The sequence below is a fragment of the Photobacterium phosphoreum genome (assembly GCF_002954725.1).
GTDB lineage: Bacteria > Pseudomonadota > Gammaproteobacteria > Enterobacterales > Vibrionaceae > Photobacterium > Photobacterium phosphoreum.
In genome coordinates this window covers 756,544-780,280 of sequence record NZ_MSCQ01000001.1, presented here as the reverse complement: position 1 = coordinate 780,280, position 23,737 = coordinate 756,544, and the positions used below count along the sequence as shown (strand labels likewise).

Annotated in this window: 22 protein-coding genes; 11 read left to right on the top strand and 11 right to left on the bottom strand. The window is 39.6% G+C overall.

Going from position 1 to position 23,737, the window contains the following annotated elements:
• Nucleotides 1–91: 91 nt before the first annotated feature.
• From BTO21_RS03415 to BTO21_RS03405, 3 genes are all read left to right on the top strand, one after another.
• Entirely contained in the window at nucleotides 92–649 is a 558-nt protein-coding gene (locus BTO21_RS03415) for an HdeD family acid-resistance protein (protein ID WP_045026523.1), read from the top strand.
• 188 nt (nucleotides 650–837) lie between these two features.
• Nucleotides 838–1,260 (top strand): hypothetical protein, encoded by a 423-nt coding sequence (locus BTO21_RS03410; RefSeq protein WP_065195739.1) that lies wholly within the window; start codon nucleotides 838–840, stop codon nucleotides 1,258–1,260.
• Nucleotides 1,253–1,918, top strand: a complete 666-nt coding sequence (locus BTO21_RS03405; protein WP_045026525.1) for a DedA family protein — start codon at nucleotides 1,253–1,255, stop codon at nucleotides 1,916–1,918. Before BTO21_RS03410 ends, BTO21_RS03405 begins: the two co-directional genes overlap by 8 nt.
• 93 nt (nucleotides 1,919–2,011) lie before the next feature.
• Here BTO21_RS03405 and BTO21_RS03400 read toward each other — a convergent pair whose 3' ends face one another.
• The 4 genes from BTO21_RS03400 to lolC form a co-directional block, all read right to left on the bottom strand.
• The gene (locus tag BTO21_RS03400) at nucleotides 2,012–2,563 is read right to left on the bottom strand and encodes an outer membrane beta-barrel protein (RefSeq protein ID WP_045026527.1); all 552 of its coding nucleotides are present in this window, start codon (nucleotides 2,561–2,563) and stop codon (nucleotides 2,012–2,014) included.
• 602 nt (nucleotides 2,564–3,165) lie between these two features.
• Entirely contained in the window at nucleotides 3,166–4,410 is a 1,245-nt protein-coding gene (lolE, locus tag BTO21_RS03395; protein WP_045026529.1) for a lipoprotein-releasing ABC transporter permease subunit LolE, read from the bottom strand.
• Nucleotides 4,410–5,099, bottom strand: a complete 690-nt coding sequence (gene lolD / locus BTO21_RS03390) for a lipoprotein-releasing ABC transporter ATP-binding protein LolD (RefSeq protein WP_045026530.1) — start codon at nucleotides 5,097–5,099, stop codon at nucleotides 4,410–4,412. Before lolD ends, lolE begins: the two co-directional genes overlap by 1 nt.
• Nucleotides 5,092–6,300 carry a lipoprotein-releasing ABC transporter permease subunit LolC gene (gene lolC / locus BTO21_RS03385; protein ID WP_045026532.1) on the bottom strand — a complete coding sequence of 403 codons (1,209 nt, stop codon included), beginning with the start codon at nucleotides 6,298–6,300 and terminating at the stop codon, nucleotides 5,092–5,094. Before lolC ends, lolD begins: the two co-directional genes overlap by 8 nt.
• Before the next feature lie 241 nt (nucleotides 6,301–6,541).
• Between lolC and BTO21_RS03380 the strand changes: the two genes are divergently transcribed.
• The 5 genes from BTO21_RS03380 to BTO21_RS03360 all read left to right on the top strand — a co-directional run bounded on the left by BTO21_RS03380 (nucleotide 6,542) and on the right by BTO21_RS03360 (nucleotide 12,136).
• Nucleotides 6,542–7,126 (top strand): PilZ domain-containing protein, encoded by a 585-nt coding sequence (locus BTO21_RS03380; protein ID WP_045026533.1) that lies wholly within the window; start codon nucleotides 6,542–6,544, stop codon nucleotides 7,124–7,126.
• On the top strand, nucleotides 7,116–10,574 hold the full coding sequence (mfd, locus tag BTO21_RS03375; protein ID WP_045026535.1) for a transcription-repair coupling factor: 3,459 nt from the start codon (nucleotides 7,116–7,118) through the stop codon (nucleotides 10,572–10,574). The genes BTO21_RS03380 and mfd overlap by 11 nt, the downstream gene beginning before the upstream one ends.
• An 84-nt stretch (nucleotides 10,575–10,658) precedes the next feature.
• A complete protein-coding gene (locus BTO21_RS03370) occupies nucleotides 10,659–11,210 on the top strand; it encodes a GNAT family N-acetyltransferase (protein ID WP_045026536.1) in 552 nt (183 codons plus the stop codon).
• 98 nt (nucleotides 11,211–11,308) lie between these two features.
• Nucleotides 11,309–11,557, top strand: a complete 249-nt coding sequence (locus BTO21_RS03365) for a YecH family metal-binding protein (RefSeq protein ID WP_045026538.1) — start codon at nucleotides 11,309–11,311, stop codon at nucleotides 11,555–11,557.
• A 105-nt stretch (nucleotides 11,558–11,662) separates the two neighbouring features.
• Nucleotides 11,663–12,136 (top strand): BamJ family beta-barrel-assembly machinery protein, encoded by a 474-nt coding sequence (locus tag BTO21_RS03360; protein WP_045026539.1) that lies wholly within the window; start codon nucleotides 11,663–11,665, stop codon nucleotides 12,134–12,136.
• 89 nt (nucleotides 12,137–12,225) lie between these two features.
• On the opposite strand, the gene BTO21_RS03355 is transcribed toward BTO21_RS03360, so the two are convergent.
• From BTO21_RS03355 to hinT, 6 genes are all read right to left on the bottom strand, one after another.
• A complete protein-coding gene (locus BTO21_RS03355) occupies nucleotides 12,226–13,515 on the bottom strand; it encodes an NAD(P)/FAD-dependent oxidoreductase (protein ID WP_045026541.1) in 1,290 nt (429 codons plus the stop codon).
• Nucleotides 13,516–13,703: 188 nt separating this feature from the next.
• A complete protein-coding gene (gene ycfP / locus BTO21_RS03350; RefSeq protein WP_045026542.1) occupies nucleotides 13,704–14,243 on the bottom strand; it encodes an alpha/beta hydrolase YcfP in 540 nt (179 codons plus the stop codon).
• Between the two features lie 154 nt (nucleotides 14,244–14,397).
• Nucleotides 14,398–15,309, bottom strand: coding sequence for a phosphotransferase (locus tag BTO21_RS03345; RefSeq protein ID WP_045026544.1), 912 nt, complete (start codon nucleotides 15,307–15,309; stop codon nucleotides 14,398–14,400).
• A gap of 40 nt (nucleotides 15,310–15,349) precedes the next feature.
• Nucleotides 15,350–15,946 (bottom strand): penicillin-binding protein activator LpoB, encoded by a 597-nt coding sequence (lpoB, locus tag BTO21_RS03340; protein ID WP_045026546.1) that lies wholly within the window; start codon nucleotides 15,944–15,946, stop codon nucleotides 15,350–15,352.
• 18 nt (nucleotides 15,947–15,964) lie between these two features.
• On the bottom strand, nucleotides 15,965–16,378 hold the full coding sequence (locus BTO21_RS03335) for a YcfL family putative periplasmic lipoprotein (protein ID WP_045026547.1): 414 nt from the start codon (nucleotides 16,376–16,378) through the stop codon (nucleotides 15,965–15,967).
• Between the two features lie 202 nt (nucleotides 16,379–16,580).
• The gene (gene hinT / locus BTO21_RS03330; RefSeq protein WP_045026549.1) at nucleotides 16,581–16,931 is read right to left on the bottom strand and encodes a purine nucleoside phosphoramidase; all 351 of its coding nucleotides are present in this window, start codon (nucleotides 16,929–16,931) and stop codon (nucleotides 16,581–16,583) included.
• Nucleotides 16,932–17,319: 388 nt separating this feature from the next.
• Here hinT and BTO21_RS03325 point away from each other — a divergent pair, with 388 nt between their 5' ends.
• Together BTO21_RS03325 and pyrC are read left to right on the top strand one after the other, a co-directional pair.
• Nucleotides 17,320–19,287 carry a methyl-accepting chemotaxis protein gene (locus BTO21_RS03325; RefSeq protein WP_082056766.1) on the top strand — a complete coding sequence of 656 codons (1,968 nt, stop codon included), beginning with the start codon at nucleotides 17,320–17,322 and terminating at the stop codon, nucleotides 19,285–19,287.
• A gap of 205 nt (nucleotides 19,288–19,492) precedes the next feature.
• A complete protein-coding gene (gene pyrC / locus BTO21_RS03320; protein ID WP_045026551.1) occupies nucleotides 19,493–20,524 on the top strand; it encodes a dihydroorotase in 1,032 nt (343 codons plus the stop codon).
• An 89-nt stretch (nucleotides 20,525–20,613) separates the two neighbouring features.
• Here pyrC and BTO21_RS03315 read toward each other — a convergent pair whose 3' ends face one another.
• On the bottom strand, nucleotides 20,614–22,128 hold the full coding sequence (locus BTO21_RS03315; RefSeq protein ID WP_045026553.1) for a fumarate hydratase: 1,515 nt from the start codon (nucleotides 22,126–22,128) through the stop codon (nucleotides 20,614–20,616).
• A gap of 175 nt (nucleotides 22,129–22,303) precedes the next feature.
• Here BTO21_RS03315 and pabB point away from each other — a divergent pair, with 175 nt between their 5' ends.
• Nucleotides 22,304–23,701, top strand: coding sequence for an aminodeoxychorismate synthase component 1 (pabB, locus tag BTO21_RS03310; RefSeq protein WP_045026554.1), 1,398 nt, complete (start codon nucleotides 22,304–22,306; stop codon nucleotides 23,699–23,701).
• Nucleotides 23,702–23,737 lie beyond the last annotated feature (36 nt).

Here is a 23,737-nt window from a genome sequence, read left to right as displayed (position 1 = left end):
ATTATTGTTCAGGCTACTATTGAAAAATAAAATACAGCCTTAAATAGCAATAACTTACTAACAATTAATAATTTAATTAAAGGGATATATGATGGAAAATCCAGTAAAGAACTTACTCACAAAAGGGTGGAAATGGTTTGTGATCGTGGGTGTCATCGTTGCACTTGCAGGTATTTTCGCCATTAGTTTACCGGTTGCGGCTGGCATGACCATCACGACAATTATTGGTGTGATCTTTTTAGTTATTGGTTTAGTACAGGTGTACCACACCTTTAGTATCCCACAATGGAAAACCAAAATTTGGTATGTCATTAGTGCGTTATTTTATCTTCTTGGCGGTTTATTCATTCTAGGACAACCATTCATTGGCTTAGTTACCATTACCGTTCTTATGATCGCCACAATGGTATTTAATGGTATTACACGAATGATGTTTGGTTTTAGCAGTCGAGAGCACCTTGCAGGCTGGCGTTGGATTGTTTTCAGTGGTTTATTATCAACAATTATTGGTGTTTATTTCTTTAATCTAATGCATAACCCTCAATTCTCGATGTCACTATTAGGGATCTTTGTTGGGGTTTCATTAATATTTGAAGGCGTTAGCTTTATTTTCATTGGTTCACAAATGAAAAAAGCCCTTCTTAAATAAATATTATCCGTTAAGAATAATGATTAAAGCTTCAGCTAACTACTGAAGCTTTTTCTTTATAAATCATAAACTAACTGATAAAAAGATAGAATTAAAAAAACATTTCCATTACAAAGTGTTATAAAAACATTGCCTTTGATTATGATTTTGAGTAAAAGTGTATTTTTGATACTTAGGCGATACTGTTGATGAGTTATCTTACTCTATTTAGCTTACTGCTAAACGCTTTACTAATAAGTGCAACAAGTACGGCGGTGTCATCTACACTGTCTCAATCCCCTGTTCATCAAATCCCAGCATTCAGCATTACAACCAATCAAGAGAATTGGCACGATAATGTCATTATTTTATCGAATAATAATCAAACAACACGACAGTTATCAAAAATAGATAATAAGAATTTTGTTCCAGTTATATATTGTGATAACAATGTCGCTAGACCAGTGCACCAAGTAACAAGTCATTATTCAAAACATCAACGGTATTCACTTCTTATTCTTGCTAACTTTCAATACCGTTTTACCCATAGTCGTCGGCAGTTACTGTTACTCAATTTCCGCGACATTTACTTTAATTATGACTCTGACTACAAGGACTACATAGATGCTTGATTCATTTGTATCTATTTTTTCAGCGCTATGGCACCAAGATTTTGCAGCATTACAAAACCCTGAAAGTATTGTAATGATCTATTTTTGTGTCACCTTTGTTATTTGGCTAGAAAGTGCATTTTTACCCGCAGCCCCCCTACCTTGTGACAGTATTGTTATTTTAGCTGGCACATTAGGTGCAATGGGGATCATTGATTTCAAGCTAATTGTATTATTATTGATAATAGCTTCTGCAATTGGTAGTTGGTTGGCTTATTTGCAAGGACGTTGGCTTGATCACTTACCGAAGGTAAAACGATGGGTTGATATGGTTCCGCCTCAACGAATGCAAACTGTAGATAAACTACTTATTAGGCATGGTATTGTGGCATTGTTTGCTGCGCGATTTATTCCTGTTGTACGTCCATTATTACCGTTAATGATGGGATTTCGAATTAAGAACCAAGCACATTTCTTTCGCTTTGCTTGGCTAAGTGCTACCGCTTGGATCTTATTACTCACAGGATTAGGGTATTTATTAACATTACTACCTGAAAATATCGCTCGTATAACGACCATGATATTAATGGTGGCGCCATTTATTACATTAGCTATCGCAATTATTAGTCTTTTCAGCAGCTGGTTGTTAAAACGTATTAAAAAAAATAATATCGCTTAGCCTCTGTTTATAACATTAATTTACAAAACCAATAGCTATAAAAAAACCCGCTAAATTTAGCGGGTTTTTTATTATCTGTATACGGGCTAAAACTTAGAAGTAGAAGCGAGTACCGAATACGATGTTTGTTAGGCTGTCTTTCGCTTTGCCACCTGAGAACTCAATATCGTCAGTTGCGATGTTGTAGTTAACTTCTGCACTTAGTGCAACGTTAGGGTTGATGAAGTACTTAACACCAGCCGCTAATTTAAGGTTTAGTGCCCAAGAATCGCCACTTTGACCAAAGTCAGAATCAGCACCATCTTTGTTGTTGTAGTTTAGAGCTGCAAGCTCAGTTGCTGCACCAACATAAGGAACCCAGTTAGTAGAGTTAACAAAGTTGTACTCAGTGAATACACCTAGCTTACCGCTGATTGCATCATTTTCGTCTTTAGCTGCAACAGAAGCTGTACCACCTAGCTCCCAGTTGTCTTTAATAAATTTACCGTAAGAACCGTTTAAATTTAGATCCCAACCGCTGCCTAGTTTAGCGTTACCCTGAACACCAATTTCTTGTGTACCAGCTGGAAGTTGAACAGCAGCTTGTGCTGCAACAGGAGCCATTACAGCAAAAGCTACTAATAAACCTAGTGCATTCTTTTTCATGTTAAATCCTAATTGTTTTATTTATTAGCAAACAGCCAGCTATTATAAAATAACAGTCATATCGATGCAGGATAAATCCCTTCCCAATAACGACAACATGTTTGCATTTAAGTGCCGACAAATTATCATGTAAAAATGTCGCTGTTAAATGAAAAAATATAAATTCACAAAAAAAGAACAGTGTTCGTAATTTATCTACTAAATTACTTATCGTTGATATTTTTTGACAGACATCAGGCTGCATTTATGCTGGCCTGCGTTTGATTTTTTATAAATCCATAGTATTCAAAGATGAAATTAAAATTTTAAAAATAAAAAAAATGAATATCAGTAACACCAGAAATATCACATTTAAGATTAACTAATAGTCGTTTTGTGTGGTTTACGACCAAAGAAATACAATAAATGATCTTTTTTTTATGTTTATTTATCCATTGAAACTGAACTTATTATTAATCCCTAATCAAAAAGCAATATCTTACTATGCTAGTCAGGCTTCCTACCATTAACTTAACAAGTTACTAAAGAAAAACACATTAAAAAAACGGAGCATTAAACTCCGTTTTTTCAATTAATGCTGTGGGTGTAAACACTGTTCGTTATTACTTAGCGCTTAATACTCGCGCAGGTTGTAGTCGACTAGCTCGTGTTGCTGGATACCATGTCGCAATCAAACTCAATACAATCGCTGTCGTGGTAACAATAACCACATCATGCCAAGCTAATTGTGTTGGTAGAAAGTCGACAAAATAAATATCACCAGATAAGAATCGATGTCCTACAATTTTCTCTATCACTCGTACAATATGAGTTAAGTTAACCGCAATTAATGAACCAAATAACGAACCAATAATACTGCCTAGTACACCCGATAATACACCATGCCACACAAAGATAGATTTAATCAGTCGATCCGTTGCCCCCATTGTACGTAATATCGCAATATCTGCGGCGCGATCTTTCACCGCCATCATCAATGTAGAAACAATATTAAAACAAGCAACACCTATGACTAAAACCATAACTAAATACATAATGGTACGTACCATTTGAATATCACGGTATAAATAGCCGTATTTTTGAGTCCAACTTTTTAGGTAAACATACACAGGCAATGTATCGCCAACTTCTTTTACGATTTGTTGCGCATCAAGGACATTATCAACACTCATTTCGATACCAGAAACACCCTCTCCCATATCTAAATATTGTTGTGCATCTTGTAACGGTACAATCGCTAAGCTGTGATCAATTTGTCCACCTAAAGCAAGTAAACCAACAACTTGTAATCGAATTCGTTTGGGAGCGCGTAACTTCATTTGAGGATCAGTATTGGGGATCATTGCGGTGATCCAATCTCCGACCTTCAATTTGAGTTTAGTCGCGACACCTTGCCCTAAAATAACCTCTCGCTTACCCGCCGTAAACGTAGCCCATGCGTTATTCTTAACATAACGCGGCAACTCACTGACTTTAAGCTGTTCTTTCGGATCGACACCACGCACAGCGACAGCTTTAAGTTTGGCACCTCTTTCAAGTAATGCCGTAAATTCAACATATGGTGCAGCAGCAGTAATATGAGGGTGCTGTTCTACCTTTTTTAATAATGGCTTCCAATTATTCAACGGCGGTTCTACTGCTTGGAGTTCACCTTGAGGAATAACCGAAAGCACCCGCGTTTGTAATTCACGTTCAAAACCATTCATCGCCGATAAACCGATAATGATCACTGCTACACCAACAGCAATCCCAAGCATCGATGACAAAGAGATAAATGACACCATATGATTACGTTTTTTAGAACGATTGAAACGGCTACCTATATAAAGGGATAAAGGACGAAACATTACTTCTCCTTAACCTCGGCTAAGATACCATCTTGCATATGCATACAACGATCAAGTTTTGCTGCTAACTGAGTATCGTGGGTCACTACTAAAAATGCGGTGCCTGATTCTGCATTGAGCTTACGCATCAGATCATAAATATCTAAAGCGGTTTGATGATCTAAGTTACCCGTTGGCTCATCAGCTAATACAATCGCGGGGTTATTTACCAACGCACGTGCAATAGCAACCCGTTGACGTTCACCACCACTTAATTCTGACGGACGATGCTCAAAACGGTGATCCAATCCAACCATTGCTAACATATCTTGAGCACGAGTACGCGCTTCACTCACAGCAACACCGCCAATCAATAACGGCATTGCCACATTTTCAGTCGCCGTAAAGTCTGCCAGCAAATGGTGAAATTGATACACAAAACCAATATCTTGATTACGGATTTTTGCTTGTTTATTGGAACTTAACGTATCTAAACGCTGACCTTTAAAAAATACTTCACCGTCAGTCGGCTCATCTAACGCCCCAAGAATATGTAATAAGGTACTTTTACCTGAACCTGAAGAGCCAACAATCGCCACTAATTCATGATCAGCGATCTCAATCGATACCTGTTTCAATACTTCAGTTTGTAACTGACCTTCTTGATAGGTTTTACATAATTGCTGACAAGATAATAATGGATTATTCATAACGAAGAGCCTCAGCAGGACGGACAGCAGCCGCACGATAAGAAGGAAAAATAGTCGCTAATAAGCTCAAGACAATAGCGCCAACAATAACAGCTAGAATTTGCATTGGTTCAAAATCGACAGGTAAAGACCCACCAATTGCAGCAAGGTTTACACCAAAGAAGGCCATAATTGGATTGATATAATGAGATACTATCACGCCAAAAACACCGCCTAATAACGCACCAATCACACCACTGCTTGAACCTTGAACCATAAATAATGTCAACACTTGTCGATGGGTCATCCCTTGTGTTTTTAGGATAGCCACTTCCGCTTGCTTCTCCATTACCACCATAATCAACGCTGAAATAATATTAAATGCAGCAACACCTATGATCAGACCGAGCATTAGTCCCATCATGTTTTTTTCCATTTTAACTGCTTGAAATAACTCACCACGTTGTTCACGCCAATCAGACCATTTCCAATCATGAGGTAACGGTATTTTCGCGAGCTCTGTAACTGCAAAGGGATCATCAAGATACAAGCGCCAACCTGACATTTGATCCAGTTTATAATGAAGCAAACGACCAGCGTCTGAAATATTAGTAAACACTAACTGTTTATCAACATCTGAACCAGTATCGTAAATACCTGACACAGTAAAATTACGCTGACTAGGTAAGCGTCCTAATGGTGTAAATTGACTGGCACTGGTGACCATTAAGCGAATTTTATCACCCGGCTGAATATCTAATTCAACCGCCAGCGCTTGACCAATAATGACATTAAAACTACCCGGTTGAAGATCTTTCAGTGAGCCGACCATTAAATGATCAGCAATAGGATCATATTGGTTAGGTTCAATACCAATCATCATTCCAGCCGCTAAGGAGTTAGCACTTTGAATAATTGTTTCGCCGCGTGTGATCGCTGTTACTTTTGTCACATGCGGTAACTGCTTTAATACTGTTGGTATTTGCTCTGAAAGAGGTACTCGTCCATCAGCACTGGTTACAACAGCTTGCGGTAAAACACCTAAAATTCGGTCTTTGAGTTGTTGTTCAAAACCATTCATAACCGACATGACGGTAATTAATGCCATCACGCCGACCGTGATGCCAGCCGTTGACATGTAAGAAACGAAGCGACTAAAACGGTCACCCGAACGCCCACGTAAATAACGTAAGCCAATAAAAAAAGATACAGGATGAAACATAGGCTTAAAAAACCACTCCTTTATTTGATGGCTCAAGAATACGCGTTAACGGCACTGTTTACCATCTAGCAAGGTAAATGTAATGTAAAAACAGTGGGTAAAAGATAACCGCTTAACTGAGATCACTTGCTCGTAAGTACGCTCTAAGTAATAATTGAAACAAATGTTACCGATCTTAGTCTTGGTTACATAACCTAAATAGTGACACCATCGCTAACAATTAACTGGCAGTGAGTAAGTAATGAGACAAGAGGAATATTTTTCAGTTCACTTAGGACTAACAATCAATGTCGAACCATTACCTAATGGTAAGTCACTCCCTAATTTCGAGACTTTTAGCACTGAAATACCACCACTATTTCGTATAGCAAGCGAATGTAACACTCTTGAAGAAAATGCAGAGCGCCTATTAGCTGGATTTGGTAAAGAAGACAGTAAAGCTTTAGTGACTTATCTTAGTGCTCAAAATAGTAAAATAAACCTACTATTATCTTACGTGCTATCTCAACAAGATAATGCTAATTATCGTTATATTACCGAGACCTTTGGTGCCAGTAAATTGAGCTTTTATAGCCCACATGATTTTACTGTTAGGCAAAATGTCATCGTTAAACTATTTTTAGATCACCCTGCCGCCGCAATTTATTGTTATGCTGAGGTAGTTAATTGCTCAGCTTTAGATGATCGTTTTTTGATCGAGTTACATTACACGCGATTGTTGGAAGACGATCGTGATTTATTAATCCGTGCCGCACTGCATTGCCAACAAAAGCTTTTACGTCAGCGGGCCCAACAACGAAACATGAATAATAACAATGACGAATAAAACATTACTCTCAATCCCCTTACCAAAAAAATCTGGGGATAATCGTTACATCGGTAATTTATCTGGTTCTGCGTTGGCATTGTCATTAGCAGAAATAGCGGCCAAACATAATGGTCCTGTACTTGCCGTTGTCGCTGATACTCAAACAGCACTAAAATTACAGCCTGAAATTACTCAATTCTGTGATCTTGACGTCCATGTTTTTCCAGATTGGGAAACATTGCCTTATGATAATTTCTCGCCTCATCAAGATATTATCTCTGAACGTCTAGCGCGTTTATATAAGATGCCGACCCAAAAAAATGGCATTATTTTAGTCCCTATTAGCACCCTACTACAGCGATTAACGCCTCAAGAATTTATCCATAAACATGCGCTAATTGTCAAAAAAGATGATCGTATCTCGCTAGAAAAACTGCGATTACAGTTAGAAGCATCAGGTTATCGCCATGTTGATCAAGTGATGGAACACGGTGAATATGCTAGCCGAGGCTCATTGGTCGATCTGTTCCCTATGGGCAGTAATGCACCATACCGTATTGATTTTTTTGATGATGAAGTCGACTCTATTCGTCAATTTGATCCTGAAAATCAGCGTTCAACAGCAGAAATCACCACCATTGATTTACTGCCTGCGCATGAGTTCCCAACCGATGAGCTAGCAATAGAAAACTTCCGCATGCGATGGCGGGAACGATTTGAAGCCCGTCGCGAACCTGAATCTATCTATCAACAAGTCAGTAAAAAAATCTGGCCGACCGGTATCGAATATTGGCAACCGCTGTTTTTTGATCATACCGAGACTTTATTCGATTATTTACCGACCAATACGCTATTAGTGACATTAGGTGATTTAGAACCTGCTGTAGACACATTCTTACACGATGCTGAGCACCGTTATGACCAGCGCCGTGTCGATCCATTGCGGCCATTACTCGCACCTAAAGAATTGTGGCTCACTAAAGATGAGATGTTTACTGGCTTTAAACAACTGCCTCGCGTAAGAATACAACGCGAAGCTATTGACGCTGAAAAAGTGGGTCGCTATAACCCTGCTTTAACGCCTATTCCAGCGATAACTATTAACCATCAACTTAAAGAGCCGTTCGCGGAATTACGTCACTTCACTGAGCAGTTTAAAGGCAAGATCATATTCTCAGTCGCCTCTGAAGGTCGCCGTGAAGCATTATTTGATTTATTAGCTCGTATAAAAATGCGTCCAATAGTATTTGATAACCTTGACGCAGCAATGGCTGATAAAGCCAAGCATTGTCTGGTTATTGGTGCTGCAGAAAATGGTTTTATTCTTGAAAAACCTGCGGTCGCTTTTATTTGTGAAAGCGATTTACTTGGCGAACGTATTCAACAGCGCCGCCGCAATGATAAAAAAACCACCATCAATGCCGATACCATTATTCGCAACCTGGCCGAATTACAAGTCGGTCAGCCCGTCGTTCATATCGACCACGGTATTGGACGCTACCAAGGTTTGCAAACCCTAGAAGCTGGCGGAATTAAAACCGAATATGTCACCCTTGAATATCAAGGCGGGGCAAAACTTTATGTTCCTGTTGCTTCGCTACATCTTATCAGCCGTTACTCAGGTGGCGCAGAAGATAGTGCCCCTATTCATAAATTAGGCGGTGAGGCATGGGTTAAAGCGCGCCGAAAAGCTGCAGAAAAAGTCCGTGATGTAGCTGCCGAGTTACTTGAAGTTTACGCCATGCGTGAGCTAAAACCGGGCTTTAAATTCAAACTTGATCGTGAAAGTTATGCAGATTTCTGCACCAGTTTCCCGTATGAAGAAACCTATGATCAGGCATTAGCAATTAATGCGGTCTTGTCTGATATGTGCCAACCGAAAGCCATGGATCGTCTTGTTTGTGGTGATGTCGGCTTTGGTAAAACAGAAGTCGCAATGCGCGCTGCCTTTGTTGCGGTTGATAACAATAAACAAGTAACAATATTAGTACCAACGACATTATTGGCACAACAGCATTTCGAAAATTTCCGTGACCGTTTTGCCAATACACCCGTTCGCGTGGAAGTGTTATCACGCTTTAAAACAGCCAAAGAACAGAAACAAATTTTAGCTGATGTTGAAGAAGGTAAGATCGATATTCTTATTGGTACTCACAAACTGCTCAATAGTAGCGTTAACTACCAAGATCTTGGATTATTGGTGGTAGATGAAGAACACCGTTTCGGAGTGCGTCAAAAAGAAAAAATCAAAGCTATTCGTGCTGATGTTGATATTCTAACGCTAACCGCAACGCCAATCCCTCGAACCCTTAATATGGCAATGAGTGGCATGCGTGATTTATCGATTATAGCTACCCCACCCGCACGTCGCTTAGCAATCAAAACCTTTGTTCGTCAAGGTGATGAAAATATTATTCGTGAAGCAATATTGCGTGAAATCAGCCGCGGTGGCCAAGTTTACTTCCTGCATAATGAAGTCGATAGTATTGAACAAACCACAGAAGATTTAGCCAAGTTAATCCCAGAAGCGCGCGTAACCTTTGCTCATGGTCAAATGCGCGAACGTGAACTTGAACGGATCATGGGTGATTTTTACCATCAACGTTTTAACGTGCTGGTCTGTACCACTATTATTGAAACAGGTATTGATGTGCCAACCGCAAATACCATCATCATGGATCGTGCAGATAACCTTGGCTTAGCGCAATTACACCAATTACGTGGCCGTGTCGGTCGCTCCCACCACCAAGCCTATGCGTATTTACTAACGCCACACCCAAAACGTATGACCAAAGATGCGGTTAAACGCTTAGAAGCCATTGCGTCACTTGAAGATCTTGGTGCTGGCTTCACGCTTGCTACCCATGATTTAGAAATTCGTGGTGCAGGTGAACTCCTCGGTGATGAGCAAAGTGGGCAAATTCAATCGGTTGGTTTTAGCCTCTTTATGGAGATGCTAGAACAAGCAGTAGAGTCATTACGTGAAGGTAAAGAGCCAACACTTGATGACTTACTCAAACAACAAGCTGAAGTTGAAATGCGTATTCCAGCGTTGCTACCCGACGATTATATTCCTGATATTAACACCCGTTTATCACTGTATAAGCGTATCGCCAGCGCAACAGATGATAATGAACTGAATGAGATTAAAGTTGAGTTAATCGACCGTTTTGGTCTTTTACCTGATGCCGCTATCAACCTAATTACTGTTAATAGTCTGAAACTAAAAGCAGCTATCATTGGGGTTAAGAAAGTTGAGAGTAATGAGAAAGGGGGTTACCTTGAATTTAAACAAGATGCCGCCATTAACCCTCATTTCTTGGTTGGTTTACTGCAAACACAACCCCAGAATTTCAGGATGGAAGGCCCAACGAAATTAAAAATCGTAGCTGGAGAAACAGATCGTAAAAAAAGAATTAAATTTATTGAAGATCTGCTTAATCAATTTCGAGAAAATATGATTTAACTCTGATTTTCCCCAGACATAATATCTGGGGTTTTTTTATTGCTCGTCACTATCACCACAATCACTTCATAGGCTAAAACAATCATGAAACTTGACTTTGAACTTACCACTCCTCGGCTTATTTTACGCCCTTTTAAGACCGCAGATTTAGACGCTTTTGTTGAAGCTGTTACCCAATCAAATGAATATCTACAGCCGTGGTTAGAATGGTGTGATACTGATTTTGATCAACAGCAAGCTCACGAATGGATCGCAGCAAGCCGTTTAAGTTGGCAACATGACTACAGCTATGAATTGGCTATTTTTGATCGATTCAACGATGAGTTTGTGGGTACGGTTTCTCTCAGTGCGATTACACCATTATTTAATTCTGCTAATCTTGGCTATTGGATCAATCATAATTATCATCGCCAAGGCATGGCAACTGAAGCGAATATCGCTATTATTCAATTTGCGTTTCAAATGTTAGGGCTTACTCGATTAGAAATAATTACCCACATTGATAATTATGCTAGCCAGAAAACCGCCCTTGCTTGTAATGCCATTTTTGAATGTGAAGCGCGAAACCGCATTTTTTATCGAAATAATCCAATGAATGGCTATGTGTATTCACTCGTACCACAAGATTTATATTAATCACGGCTAACCATTCTAGCGTTGGTATACATCAATATTTAACGTTCCAACTTGGTTTATTATCAATAACTCTTTATCTAATAAAATAGTTACTTATTATGCACACAACAGAAAGTCGCCATGGTCACGATGTATTAAACCTTATTGCGGATACATCAATACCTTTCACAATCAAAACATTACACTCATATGTCGAACAACATTGGGGAGAAAATGTTCGTTTTCATACCTGTAAACTGAATGATCTATCATTAGATGCACTGCTCACTTTTCTTGTCTCTCGTAATAAAATTACACTTGATGGTGATAACTTACACACAAATCAAGATAAAATCTGTCACCATTAATAAATCACCCCACCTCATTTAAAAGACAAATAATTTTAAGAGATTGCTGTTCGCTATTACGAGTAATGGTAAGATAAATCAACTTAATTCAGTAAGGACACACTCGTGCCAAAAATTATTATCGCAGTGGTTATCGCCGCAGTAGTTGCTTTTTTTCTTTATCGCTCTTACAACAACAAACAAGCAGCACAAGAAAACATTAAAATTGGTCAGGAATTTCTAGCTGCAAACAAACTAAAAGAAGGCGTGCAAACTACCGCTTCTGGTTTGCAATACTTAGTGCTGCAACCTGGCACAGGCACTGTACATCCAAAAGCAACAGATACAGTGACTGTTCATTACCATGGTACATTACTTAATGGTACTGTTTTTGATAGTTCAGTTGATCGTGGTGAAAAAATTTCATTCCCACTAAATCGAGTGATTAAAGGTTGGACGGAAGGCTTACAACATATGGTTGTTGGCGAAAAAGTACGTTTCTTTATCCCGGCTGATCTTGCTTACGGAAACAATGGCGCAGGTAGCATTCCTCCTGGCTCAGTACTAATCTTTGATGTTGAGTTATTTAAGATTAATTAAATTATCAGTACAAATAAAAACGCCAGTATCGTGCTCTACTAAAAGTAGATTACATCAATACTGGCGTTTTTTATTGCTCTAATTTGCGATTAGTGCAATTTCAGACTTGGACGTAACACACGGTTAATTCGCCCAACTAGCATAATCAAACCAGTTTTAAACATTCCATGTAGTGCCATCTGATGCATACGATACAGTGAAATGTAGACCATACGTGCAATACGGCCTTCAACCATCATCGAGCCTTTTGATAAGTTACCCATTAGGCTACCAACCGTTGAGAAACGGCTTAATGACACGAGTGAACCATGATCGCTATAAATATATGGCTTTTGCTCACGATCAGTCAATTTAGCTACAATATTACCAAAACAGCGACTTGCCATCTGGTGTGCAGCTTGGGCGCGTGGTGGTACGAATGAACCATCCTCTTGCACACATGATGCTAAATCACCAATCACATAAATATTATCATCACGGGTTGTCTGTAACGTTGGTTTAACCACTAACTGATTAATACGGTTAGTTTCAAGACCAGCGATATCTTTCATGAAATCAGGTGCTTTAATACCTGCAGCCCATACCATAATTTGTGCTGGAATATGTTCACCATCTTTGGTTGTTAAGCCTGTTTCATCGGCTTTCGTTACCATTGTTGCGGTACGAACATTAACACCAAGTTTTGTTAGTTCATTATGTGCGGCTTGTGAGATACGCGGTGGCAATGCAGGTAAAATACGCTCGCCCGCTTCTACTAAGTTAATGTTTAAACGTGAACTATCAAGATCACCAAAACCGTAGTTATGTAACTCTTGAACCGCGTTATGTAACTCAGCAGAAAGCTCTACCCCCGTTGCACCTGCACCAACAATAGCAATATCAACTGTTTTTTGGTCTTTGTTGGCATGTAACTTCATGAACTGGTTATTCATTTCACTACGGAAACGGTGAGCCTGTTCTGGGCTATCAAGGAAAATACAATTATCACGTACACCCTGAGTATTAAAATCATTCGATGTAGAACCAATCGCTAAGACTAAAATATCGTACTCTAATGAACGTGCTGGTACTAATAGTTCATTTTGCTTGTCGTATAATGCCGCTAATGTGATCGTTTTTGCATCGCGATCAATACCTTGCAATGACCCCATTTGGAAGTCAAATGAATGGTTTTTCGCATGTGCTCGATAACTAATCGCATCAACACCCGCATCTAACGAACCTGTTGCTACTTCATGTAGTAATGGTTTCCATAGATGGCTTGCGCGACGATCAACCAATGTAACTTCAGCGCGGCGTTTACGGCCTAATGTACGACCCAATTTAGTGGCTAATTCCAAACCACCAGCACCACCACCCACAACGATAATACGTGTCAAGATAGCTTCCTCTCTATTTTATGATTTTTAAAAACTGACAAAGACTGAATTGCATAGCAGTCTGCTTATTGTAAATAATCAAGCATCAAGACCGCTAGGCGAAAAAGTATCTATATATCTAAGTTCACGTAGGTAGGCAGACGGATCTACAACCCGTCTGTGATATGTAGGAGGTAATGGTTCCGTTATTACTGCGCTTTAAACGCTTTTATTTTTTGTAGATGCTGCGAGATTTTTGCAAACTTATGTGATTCATTGTCATCCCACACAATGTCGTAAAATTGATCTAGCGCATCTTTTGTTTGCTGATTATCTAACACTTCATCATTAGTTGAAAGGATACAGAGGCAATTTCCTGTATTTTTTTTACGAAAATTTGTTACACATTTTGTCAGAATGTCTTCATATTCCTCTGGACGGTCTATTTTACCCTCCATATTGCTCTCTGGGTGTAAATTAGGGTTCAACATCACCTGTTTTATACCAGAAAGGAATCCAATCCGTTCAGCCCAATAACCACCTAGACCAACACCACAAATTAAAGGTTGGGAATCATCACTGGCTTCAAGTAACTTATGTACTTCTTTCAGTAGGTGTTGCATATCATGCTTAGGGTGCAGCGTACTATAATTTAGAAAACGAACGTCTGAATCAATAAATTGTAATTGCAATACTTTTTCATGATTACCAGGGCTTGTAGAGTCAAAACCATGTAAATAAATAATCATTGTTATCCCTCACTATCTAGTCATAATTTTACGTACTATCTATACCGACATAGCAACGTTAAATCCATAATCAAAGTAGTGTTTAACAAAATTAAAACAAAAAACATGATCCCGTCTACAAAAACATATTCACTCAAATAATAGTCATAACAACTCAATTAATGTATTCAATAAGTTGTTGCTGTAATTGCAAAGCATCGCGTAGATATTGTGGCTGATGCCAAACCTGATACCCCACGTAATACCATAATAATGCCAAATATTGACACCACGGTTGCCAACCACGAACAGCTTGCAGCCAATCACTTTTATTAAACTGTGTTCCCTTTTCAAGCAACTGGCGATGATCACAATAATCACTCACAGCCAATTCAAGATTTAACTCATTGGCAATAATTGTCATCGCCAAATCTAAACTAGGATCACCGGCCGCTGCATATTCCCAATCGATAATTTTGGCATCTTCCGTTAAGCCATTGACTGGAAATGGCACAATGACGTTATAACGACCAAGATCAAAGTGACAGCAACAATCATCAAACGCTGTAGGTATCGGTTGATGTTGAAAGAAATAATGAATTGAAGTCAATTGCGGTGTTTTATGTGCGGCATTTATATATTGCCAATAATGCAGCCCTCGCTGTTGAATGTCTAACCGCCAACTAGGTACAGGCAATTGGTGTACTTTTGCTTGTAGTTGGCACAATGCAGTATTGGAAAAATCGACTGTCGCTTCCATGCCAGTAAGCCATTCAACTAACAACCCTATCACTTGATCTGTTTGTGAGTCGGTATCCACAAGTAACTGTAACGGTTTAGGGGCTAAACCAGTATCAGATATCATCGTGAGTAGCTGATATTCATGTTGACGTTCAATACCAAATGCTTGAGCAGCAACCGATAATGGCCGCCACACATAGTGTTTAGTTTGATCAGTTAAAGGGTGAAATAATACTAATTTCCAACAACGATTAGTGAGTCCACCCGTTAACATTGATGCTGAGATAAGTTCAGTATCAGGTAAGGAACGTAAAAGATTACTATCAAACTTTTCATAACAACCCATATTGCAATCCTTCACCTGATACTAATACTTCACTATTTCACTATTGCCAAGCAACGCTATTGGTTGATGTCGATTGCATCACTTGATCTTGGTCAGACCATTCAATAACACCAGACTTCAAATCCATTAACCGCATTGTAACTTTATAATAGGCTTGCTTACCATTTGATGTTGATTTCATTACAGTTGATACGTGGCCATAAAGCATATATTGTGCGCCAACCATGTTACCAAATTGGATTGCCGTACTTTGATTAACAAAACGATCATCTTCATGGAAATTTAATTGTTGGCGAACAGCTTTAACGCGCGCAGGATCAGCAAAATGGAATTTACCAGAGTCTTGTAATTGCTCACTGATCATCGCGGTTAAAGCACTGGTATCGATATGCTTACGCGTTTGATTTTTAAGACTATCAACCACAACAATCGGGTCACCTGTTGCTGTTATAGAACGAATAGCGGCAGATGAAAGCATGTTATCAACCATTGATGAAGTTAATGTTTCTAAATCACTGGAACCAAAATTAGTGACTGCCTTTTCTATTCCACCAAATCCACCACCATAATTAATAGGTTGGGCACAACCGCCTAATAATGTTGCTGCTGCTAACAAGGCCATTACACTCTTTTTCATCTTACTTACCTTTCAATATTATCTATTTATTATCGAACAATTATTTGCATCACGCACGGCAATACGATATTGCGTGGCGGCAGTGCTTGGTGCCAGCGCCTGCAATAACAGCACTTGACCCGGATTAATGGTCAGTGTGCGCCATGTTGTCGTAGGCTGATTTATTTCTAACCCATTCACATCATACCAATAAAAGTGATAATCCAATGATATCGCTGCGTCAGTTTTATTCATGACCTCAACTGATGCATCTAAATAGCCATTACGCAGTTCAGCCTGTGAATGACTAAACTCAAGCTGACTGGCTAATACGGTATTACCGATGACAACATGGTGATTCCCCTTCTCAAGACTAATCCCTGATATTGTCATGCCACTACAACCTGTAACTAGTGCGACCAACAATATCGACAACGCAGATATATACTTCATGCTACATTCGTGTACAGCGAGGCTGTAGCCTCCTAAGTTTCAATAGGGTTACTTATCAGTATTAATATATAAGTTTACTCAAGAGAATGAAAAAAGCTTGAGTGACTAACCTCTAATCATTATTTATAGATTAGCGATGCCATGCTCAAGCTTTTATGATCAGTACATTCTCTTGCAATTTTATGCTAAGAATTTATCGCGATTAACTCACAATCATTGGACCTAATGGGCGACCGCCTAATAAGTGCATATGAATATGATAAACTTCTTGGCCACCAAAAGGATTGCAATTAACAATCAAACGGTAACCATCTTCAGCAATGCCTTCACTTGTTGCAAGTTTACGTGCAACGGTAAACATACGCCCCATCATTAATTCGTCTTCAGCTTCAACGTCATTAACCGTTGGCAGCAATTTATTTGGAATAATAAGAATATGGCTTGGTGCTCGAGGATTAATATCGCGGAATGCCGTTACTAGCTCATCTTGATATAAAACGTCTGCTGGAATTTCTTTGCGAATGATCTTACTAAAAATAGTTTCTTCAGCCATACCTGACTCCATTAAATAATCAGCTTAAATGTATTCTGAGTTGAGTATGCGCTACCAAGATGTAGAGGGCAATATTGGACACCGTTTTAAACACTTTTTTCACGCTTCATTTCATCTTTTTCCGTTATTTTTGCAACAACTGTCAAAATATTCACCAATCATCCTCTCAAACAGTCAAGAGTTTGAAGTTCGCGCCGATAGATGAATCAAACTAACGTAACATTATAAATATCAATTATAGCAATGAAATCAAACACTATTAATGATTGATTTCGCACTACATATCATCGTTGTAAAGGATATTGCGATCATTAAGTGCATCATTCTCAGCTTTTATGTCATTAGGGATATTATGAAAAAAAAATCTCAACCCTCAGTCATACGCCGTATGTACTTAGGCTTCGCTATCTTAGTCTCATTATTTGTCATCACCATTATGTTTATGCTTGATGGTGTTAGTCGTATTCATAACCAATTAAAATCAATTACTGCTGATGCCTTACCCCTAGTTTCAGTTTCAAATAATGTCAGCGTACAACTATTGGTAGCAGATAAGATCTTCAAGGATTATCTAACCAGCCAAGATCCTCAAGCAATGACAACCTACAGTACTGAATTTGAAAAACAAACCCGTGTTTTTCAACAAACTCGCAATCAACTTGAGCAGGTCACTAAAAATAATCCACAATTAACCAAATCGATTCAAGCATTAACAGCATTAGAAAAACGCTATTTTGCTGAAGCTATTATTGCGATGACAAACTATCGATTACTACTACTTGCTACCGATGATCGCCAACAATCCGCACGTCAATTCCAACAACTGCAAACAGAACTCAACATAGGCATGAAGGAGTTCATTAACGAACAAGATAATATTGCAGTCAAAATGCTGTCTAAAAACTATTTTGAAAAATTAAAAGAAACAGAAACAATCACTTTAGATGCATTAGCATCTGATGATGCCACAGCCATCGAAAAGGCGATTAAGAGCAATAAAGTCAGCGTCAATCATCTTAAAAACACCTTCCGTTCTCTCTCCACATTACAGCCGAAATTAAAACAAGAATTTAACGACTCTGTAGAACAATACAGTATTGATATTGGTCGTAAAGATGGCGTGTTAGATCAACACTTTGAATATATTCAAGCACAACATCGCCTTTACAGTAATATAGCCACATTAGCGAAAGAAATTAATCAAGCAATGAGTATTGTTGGTGATTTTAATAAACAAGCTAATAGCCAAATGAGCCAAACTATTACCACCGCTGACAAAACCTACACGGATGTAGTCACTAAAGCGATTATCATCAGTATTACCGTTATATTTTTAGCCATCGTCGTCGGTTGGTATTTAGCACGTAGTGTCCGTCAACCTTTAGTGGCCATACTGAAAACGTTAGACGCACTAACAGCAGGTAATATGACGCAACGCACTGAAACTAGTCACTTTATCGAATTTAGCAAACTAAGCAATCATATCAATACATTAGCTGAAAACTTACAACAGATATTAAGCCAAATTAGCCACGCATCATCAGAACTCAGTACTGTTGCCACTGAAAATCATGCCACAACGGCAGAAGCCAAGCTGCGCTTAAATAGCCAACGTCAACAAACAGCCTCAGCAGCAACAGCAATGGTTGAAATGGAGCATTCTGTCACCGATGTATCAAAAAGTGCCCAAATCACCATGGAGCGTGTTAATGAGGTCGAACAAGCATCAGCGACTGGTCGCGAAGTGATGACCAGTAATATTAATACTGCCCACCAGCTTTCTACCCGTTTAGATGAATCGGTCCATGCTGTTGAACAACTACAAAAAATGAGCAGTAATATTGGTTCGATTTTAGATGTTATTCGTAATATTGCCGATCAAACAAACCTGTTAGCACTCAATGCTGCAATTGAAGCCGCAAGAGCTGGTGAGCAAGGTCGTGGATTTGCCGTCGTTGCTGACGAGGTGCGAGTACTGGCTAAACGAACTACTGATTCCACCTCAGAAATTGAAGCAATGATCAAAAACTTACAAACCAGCTCAGGCCAAGCAATGACCATGATGCAAAGCTGTGTAACTGAAATGGATAACAGTATAAGTCTTGCTTCTAATGCCAATAGTTCAATGGAAGAAATTCAAGCGATTATTATTGAAATTAGTGATATGAGCAGTCAAATCGCGCAAGCCGCTGAAGAGCAGCGTTGTACGACAACTGAAATTGCCCGTAGCCTCGAAGATATTAGCCACATTGCGGATAATAGTTATAACGCTATGGAAGAAATGGCTGATACCGGGGTAAAACTTGAACATTTAGCCACCGAACAAAATACCCTGGTAAGTCGCTTTAAGCTCTAACCAGTGCTTTAAGGTGGAGCGGGTACTTTACGTTCTCATTGAATAACTCATCGATCATGAGATTGGTGGGTATTTCCCTTTTTTATTGCTTTACAGCAAACGATTGCGCTTTAAAGCAGCAATTAACCACATTGTTTGATTTATCAACTTTACTTCAACGAAGGATACTTTTAGAATCGGGCAAATTTTTTGGTAGGGAAACAAAATGACAACATTAACGATAACTCGTCCTGATGATTGGCACACACACTTACGTGATGGCGATGTATTAAAAGATACGGTCAGAGATATTAGCCGTTACATGGGCCGTGCGATTATCATGCCTAATTTAATCCCTCCCGTTATTGATACCGAATCTGCTCTCGCTTACCGTAACCGCATTTTAGCCGCTCAGCCAGTATCAACCTTTACACCGTTAATGGTTATCTATCTTACCGATAACACGTCTGCTGAAGAAATTAAAAAAGCAAAAGCCTCTGGTCATATTTATGCCGCTAAACTGTATCCCGCTGGCGCAACCACAAACTCTGATTCAGGTGTTACATCCATAGATAAAATTCGTCCTGCATTAGAAGCCATGCAAGAAGTGGGAATGCCCTTACTTATCCACGGCGAAGTCACCCATGATCATGTTGACATTTTCGACCGTGAGAAAACATTCCTTGATACGGTATTAAGCCCTATCGTTGATGAATTCATCTCATTAAAAATTGTGCTTGAACATATCACAACGGCTGATGCGGTTGAGTTTGTTCGCAACGCAGGTCCAAATGTTGGCGCAACAATTACTGCACACCATTTGATGTTTAACCGTAACCATATGTTAGTCGGCGGTATTCGCCCTCACTTCTATTGCTTACCGATTTTAAAGCGTAACACTCATCAGCAAGCATTAGTGGCGGCAGCGACCAGTGGGAATGCGAAATTCTTCTTGGGAACTGACAGCGCACCCCATGTCAAAGGACGTAAAGAAGCGGCTTGTGGTTGTGCAGGGTCTTATACTGCTCATGCGGCAATCGAACTCTATGCAGAAGTCTTTGAACAAGCGAATGCGCTCGATAAGCTAGAAGCCTTTGCAAGTTTCAATGGTGCTGATTTCTATGGTCTACCGCGTAATACAGATACTATTACCTTAACCAAAAACGCATGGAAAGTAACTGAAGAGCTGCAATTTGGTAATGACACCGTTGTACCTATTAAAGCCGGTGAAATGATGCTTTGGACAGTTAACGCTTAAGTTAACACCAATGATCCTCGCTTAAAAAAGAAAGGCTTCCTTATTGAGAAGCCTTTTTTAACATCTACTCTATTGTCGAATAAAACACATTACTTTGCCATTTCAGCTATGTTTACACGCCATGTATCAGGGCCTGTTTGGTGAGCATTAACACCTTCAGCATCAACGGCAACCGTTACTGGCATATCTTCAACTTCAAACTCATAAATGGCTTCCATACCTAAATCAGCAAAGGCAACCACACGGGCTTTTTTAATTGCTTTAGCAACCAGATATGCCGCACCACCAACTGCCATTAAATACACCGCTTTATGCTGCTTGATCGAGGCAATAGTGGCAGGTCCGCGCTCTGCTTTACCGATCATGCCAGTAAGGCCAGCTTCCCCTAACATCATTTCGGTAAATTTATCCATACGGGTTGATGTTGTCGGCCCTGCAGGTCCAACAACTTCATCACGTACCGCATCAACGGGGCCGACGTAATAAATAAAGCGATTAGTAAAGTCAACGCCTTCAGGAAGGCCTTCACCATTAGCAAGCATTTCTTGAATACGCTTATGCGCTGCATCACGACCTGTTAAGATCTTACCTGATAGCAACACGGTTTCGCCTGAACGCCACTCTTGCACGTCTGCTTTAGTAATATTACCTAGATTAACGCGACGCACATTGTCGCCCACTTCCCATGTCACTTGCGGCCAATCACTCAGTTTTGGTGGTGTTAATTCCGCAGGACCACTACCATCAAGGGTAAAGTGAACATGGCGCGTTGCAGCACAATTGGGAATCATACATACAGGCTTAGAAGCGGCATGGGTTGGCGCACTTTTGACCTTAACATCAAGTACCGTGGTTAAACCGCCCAAGCCTTGAGCACCAATGCCTAATCGATTAACACGATCATAAATATCTAACCGCAATGCTTCTTCTGTTGTTTGAGCGCCACGTTGTTGTAGCTCATGGATATCAACCGCTTCCATCAATGATTCTTTAGCAAGTAGAGCAGCCTTTTCTGCGGTACCACCAATACCAATGCCTAACATACCTGGAGGGCACCAACCCGCCCCCATTAATGGCACTGTTTTTTCTACCCACTCAGCAACATCATCGGAAGGATTAAGCATCACCATTTTGGTTTTATTTTCTGAACCGCCGCCTTTGGCTGCAATTTGAATTTCTACTTTATCACCAGCGACCATCTCAACATGCACCACAGCTGGGGCATTATCTTGAGTGTTCTTACGTGCACCAGCAGGATCAGTAACAACAGAAGCACGCAATGGGTTATCAGCATTGGTGTAAGCCTGACGTACCCCTTCATCAACCATTTGCTGTACAGTCAAATCACTGTCCCACTGTACATTCATACCAATTTTAACAAAACAGGTAACAATACCCGTATCTTGGCAGATAGGTCGACGTCCTTCAGCTGACATACGAGAGTTAATTAAAATTTGGGCGATAGCGTCTTTCGCAGCTTGGCTCTGCTCTTTGTTATAGGCTTTTTCTAACGCTTGAATAAAATCCAAAGGATGATAGTAAGAAATATATTGTAAAGCATCGGCGACACTACTGATTACATCTTGTTTACAGATGACGGTCATAATTACCCTCGTTAAATATTATTATTCCATGGCGCCCTGTATTAATCTTCCTGAATGTAGGGTATTAAACAACAAAATAGTGCTGTTCAATCTTGGGCGTCTTTCGCTGAATATGATACTCTTGCCCTTAACATTGCGCTATGCGCCAATCAAACCTCTTGTCACAAAAAAGAAAATGATTTGTAAATCACATCCAGAATTAAGCATTACCTCATTGCCTTACTCAAAAGATGCCGCACTTTCATGGTTTACACCACTATCGGGATTACCGTGGGCAATGATATTACGTTCAGCAGCAGAAGCGCATCCAGATAATCGTTATGATATTTTAGTTGCTGATCCTTTAGCCACAATTGAGTCACAAAATGAAACAACTTATATTAAGTTTTCAAATGGTGACCAACGTACTACTACCGATGACCCATTTGAGGTGATTAATAACTTACAAAATGAATTATTACCGTCACTTAGCATTATTGATGAGTTACCATTTATTGGCGGCGCATTAGGCTATTTCAGCTATGATTTAGGTCGTAGAGTCGAGAAAATTGCCACTACAGCAACCCATGATATTCATTTACCCGAAATGGCTGTTGGTCTTTATGACTGGGCATTGATTGTCGATCATAAATTACAAAAAATATCACTTATTGAACCTAAAAATAGTCACCGTCTAGCCTGGTTAACCCAACAGCAATCTCAAGCTAAATCGTTAACGATATTACAAACCCATAACCATAAAACGACATTCCAATTAACATCTTCATGGTCATCAAATATGACCAAAGAGGATTATTGCAACAAATTTAACACCATACAGTCATATTTATTATCTGGTGATTGCTACCAAATCAATCTCGCACAACGATTTAGTGCTAGTTATCAAGGTGATGAATGGCAAGCCTATTGCCGTTTAGAGGCCGCTAATGGCGCGCCTTTTTCGAGTTTTATTCGTACTGATAACAGCGCTATTCTCTCTGTATCACCAGAACGTTTTTTACAATTAAAACACGGTAGAATTGAAACAAAACCGATTAAAGGCACTCGTCCACGAAGTAAAAATGCCACAGAAGATAGTGCGAATGCACAAGCCCTTCAACAAGCCCCTAAAGATCGCGCTGAGAATGTGATGATTGTTGATTTACTGCGAAATGATATTGGCCGAGTTGCGATCCCCGGTAGTGTTCGTGTACCGGCACTGTTTGCGATTGAAAGTTTTCCCGCCGTACATCATTTAGTCAGTACCGTTACTGGTCAATTATCCAGTCATTATTCAACAACTGATTTATTACGTGCTTGTTTCCCTGGTGGCTCAATTACTGGTGCTCCAAAAGTGCGCGCAATGGAAATCATTGAAGAACTAGAGCCAAATCGACGTAGTGTCTATTGCGGTAGTATTGGTTATATCAGTCGTTGCGGCACCATGGACACCAATATTGCGATTCGTACATTGGTTGCCTATCAACATCGTTTATATGCATGGGCTGGTGGTGGGATCGTTGCTGATAGTGATGCAAACAGTGAATACCAAGAAACTCTCGACAAATTAAGTAAAATTCTGCCAACCTTATAATAACGCTAAATTTAGCGAAAAAAGCGGTTAATGGAG